Consider the following 3,806-nt stretch of genomic DNA (forward strand, 5'->3'; position numbering starts at 1 on the left):
GTGTAGGCAATATAAGTTTGTGGATCATATGGCATTCTCCTTAAAATGAATCACTATTCACTCTATTGTACAATTTTTACAAGTTCGCGTCACTTTTAAGATTAGTGAGAAAAATGAGGAGTAACAACGAAATCACGAAAGTTGAACAAAAATGGAAAAGTTGCACCCAACTCTGCATACAATGAAATAATTATCTTTCGAATTTTTATTCATCAGTTGACAACTCTTCGTAAACAAGCCTATAATTTCAATAATTTAGAACGTTCAGGCTTTGATAAAGAACAGTAATCGTGTTGAAGGAATATAGAGAGTGTGTTCACCGGCTGAAAGACACACTTCCCGCTCACAGGATGAACCTACTTTGGAGCCGCCATGCAAACATGGCCGTGCCTTCGCGATAAGAAGGAACAAGTTGTGCTCCATGTGGGGCAAAACAAGGTGGTACCGCGGAAACATGCGTTTTCGTCCTTTCATTAGGACGGGAGCGCATTTTTTTATACAAAAAAGGAGGAGTAACAATGAAAACGATTGTATTTGTTGGAGCAGGTTCGATGGCGCAAGCGATGATTCATGGCTGGATGAAAGAGGCAACTGTTGCCCCTCAGAACGTATTTGTTATGAACAAATCCGATCGCAAGAAGTTGACTTTCCTTCATGAAACATACGGAGTACAAGTCGTTTGTGAAGACAAAGAAATATTGAAAACGGCAGATTTGATTATCTTGGCAATGAAACCGAAAGACGTTCAGGCGGGCATGCAGGCAGTTGCCCCTTACCTTTCGAAGACTGCAGTAGTGTTATCGATTCTAGCAGGAGTTCCAATGTCGACAATCGGGCAAGGACTGGGCGAACGTCCGATTGCCCGTTGTATGCCGAACACCTCAGCTACCATCGGGATGTCTGCAAGTGCGGTGGCCTGGAATGAACAAATGAATCACACTGATAAAGAGGAAATTATGCAACTGCTGCGTACTATTGGATCCGTCATTGAAGTGGAAGAAGATCAGCTGCATGTCATTACGGCTTTATCAGGCAGCGGTCCTGCTTATGTCTATTATTTTGTGGAAGCCTTTGAAAAAGCGGCGGTCGCAAGTGGGCTTGCCCCACATGTTGCACGTAACTTACTTGTCCAAACTTTGGCTGGTTCAGCAGAAATGTTAAAACAGTCAACCGAWTCACCAGCTACACTTAGAGAACATGTGACAAGTCCAGGAGGTACAACAGAAGCCGGAATCCAAGCTTTACAGGAAAAAGGATTTATCGACATGCTTGGAAGTTGTTTGAACGAAGCCGAAACACGTTCCCGTGAGCTTGGAAAGCGCTATATTTAGGACAAATTTGCTATAATACCTCATATACATAAAAGGAGGAATAGCATTTTATGGCAAAAGCTAAATTATTCGAAGAATATTCAATCAAAAATATCACATTCAAAAATAGAATCGTGATGGCACCGATGTGCCAGTATTCAAGTCATAATCAAAATGGGCATGTTGAAGATTGGCATCGCGTCCATTACCCAACACGTGCAGTTGGCCAAGTAGGATTGATTATTCTAGAAGCAACGGCAGTCTTACCCGAAGGCCGAATTTCTGTAAAGGATTTAGGCATATGGAGTGATGAACACACAGCAGGTTTGACTGAACTTGTTCAATCCATGAAATTACATGGATCGAAAACGGGCATCCAGCTAGCACATGCCGGTCGTAAATCAACGGTGGATGGTGACATTTTTGCCCCTTCCCCTCTTGCATTTAATGACCAATATAAAACACCAGTTGAGATGTCAAAAGAAGATATTGCTAACACAGTCAATGCTTTTAAGGCTGGGGCAATTCGTGCCAAAGAAGCTGGATTCGATGTCATTGAACTGCACGGTGCACATGGGTACTTAATCAATGAATTTTTATCTCCATTAACAAATAAACGTTCGGATGAATATGGCGGCWGTGAGGAAAACCGCTACCGCTTGCTTCGCGAAGTGATTGACGCAGTTCGTAGCATTTGGGAAGGTCCATTGTTTGTCCGCATTTCCGCACATGATTATACGGAAGGCGGCATGACACCAGAAGCGTATGTAACGATGACCAAGTGGATGAAAGAACAAGATGTTGATTTGGTTGACGTAAGCTCGGGAGCAAACGTTCCTGCAACCATCGAATCATTCCCTGGCTACCAAGTTACGTTTGCTGAAACGATTAAACATGGGACTCCGATTGCTACAGGTGCAGTCGGGATGATTACTTCTCCACTTCAAGCTGAGGAAATCCTGAAGAATAATCGTGCTGATTTAATCTTTTTGGCACGTGAATTATTACGCGATCCATACTGGCCATATCGTGCAGCAAAAGAACTACGCACGGAAATCAAATCACCGCTCCAATATGAACGCGGCTGGCTATAAGAATATGGAATAACAAAAGGGTCCTTTTGCTAACGGGTTCTGTTTCGAAATACAAAATTTAAATAAGAAGCAATGCAAAAGGGTTATCAATTCGTATATGAATTGATAACCCTTATTTTATTATTATTACTTTTATTCTGTAAAATTCTCATCTCTTGACAACCAAAAGGTAACTCAAAAAGAATTGGTACGCTTCCCGGCCTTAGTTTCATTTTTAATAACACTCACTTCTTTTTTTGTGAAATTTTCGTTCGTACTACACAACAATTCAATTTAAAACATATCATGCGAAGAATGTGCTTAATATGCATATTACAATTGTTTAAAGGTAGGTCGACTTATGAGTTCACCAATTGATTACACCTCAAAAAATACGCAGTTTACTTTTGATGTTAATAAAAGTCCTTTCTTTAAAAAAGATAACCAAAACTTAATAAATATTTTAGGAAAACAGCAATTAAATACTTTGAAAAATTTATCTTTACTTGATATTTACCTTAGTGCCACCAATGTCGTCGAGCCACATTATCACCCTAATGCTGAAGAGCTTGTTTATTGCATTTCTGGAGCAGTAGCTGTTTCATTACTAAATCCATTTACTAGGCAATTTCAAAATTATTCAATTACTCCAGGGGAAGTTGTCAACATCCCCCAAGGCTGGTGGCATTATGAATTTGCCACAGAGGATTCCACACATCTACTTGCAATCTTTGATGCCCCAACGCCTGAAGTAATTCTTGGTTCCGATATTTTGAAGCTGACACCTGCAAGTATTATGGCGCATACCTATTGCTTGGATAAAAGGGAATGGAAAAAAGCCATCGCCCCGCTTGATCCCCCTACTTATATCGGACCACCTACGAGCTGCATAAAGACTGAAGAAAGCAATGTGCTTTATTCAAATAACATTAATCAATGTGATAGCCGTGTATTTCCAACGCAAGAATATAATCCCTACCCCAATCATTAAAGGAGTCCTTTTAATTCCATGGCAAAAGAAGATTGTATACTTAATTGTTCAGCCTATAGGAACCTATCAATATATTATTGAAGACGTGCATGGGGATTCTATTAACTGCAAAAATCCCTCAAACAAAAAAATGACTGCCGATTAAAGGCAGTCATTTCAGCTTGTTGACAAAAGAATAATAATTAATATAAAAGWATAAAAAWTGAGTTCTTATTTTTTGCACTCTATCGAAAAASATTRTKGTCGGCTATTTCTTTCGCTTTCCGCGGACGAAACGCTAGCCTCCTCGGCTCTTAAAAATCCTATGCTTCTGCGGTTACTCGTCGCAAACGAATTGTGCACAATTCGTTGCCTGTGGGGTCTAGCTTGTTTCGTTTTTCCGCAGTAGTCTTCAGAAATAGACAACCACCTTCCAACTTAAATATTTTGCAG

The 3,806-nt window shown here is 40.2% G+C and carries 3 protein-coding genes and 1 other annotated feature; all 3 genes read left to right on the top strand.

Going from position 1 to position 3,806, the window contains the following annotated elements; translation table 11 throughout:
* The first annotated feature begins 262 nt into the window (after positions 1-262).
* Positions 263-473, top strand: a binding site (T-box leader).
* A 45-nt stretch (positions 474-518) separates the two neighbouring features.
* Positions 519-1,331 (top strand): pyrroline-5-carboxylate reductase, encoded by an 813-nt coding sequence (gene proC / locus AC1DSB_RS15985; protein WP_477587094.1) that lies wholly within the window; start codon positions 519-521, stop codon positions 1,329-1,331.
* A 50-nt stretch (positions 1,332-1,381) separates the two neighbouring features.
* Positions 1,382-2,404 carry an NADPH dehydrogenase NamA gene (gene namA / locus AC1DSB_RS15990; protein ID WP_477587095.1) on the top strand — a complete coding sequence of 341 codons (1,023 nt, stop codon included), beginning with the start codon at positions 1,382-1,384 and terminating at the stop codon, positions 2,402-2,404.
* A gap of 340 nt (positions 2,405-2,744) precedes the next feature.
* Positions 2,745-3,374 (top strand): cupin domain-containing protein, encoded by a 630-nt coding sequence (locus AC1DSB_RS15995; protein WP_477587096.1) that lies wholly within the window; start codon positions 2,745-2,747, stop codon positions 3,372-3,374.
* The last annotated feature ends 432 nt before the right edge of the window (positions 3,375-3,806 follow it).

This window comes from Paenisporosarcina sp. P4_E4_2 (genome assembly GCF_056401595.1).

Coding starts and splice junctions, on each gene's coding strand:
- AC1DSB_RS15995 (WP_477587096.1), top strand. CDS start 2,745: ATGAGTTCACCAATTGATTACACCTCAAAAAATACGCAGTTTACTTTT.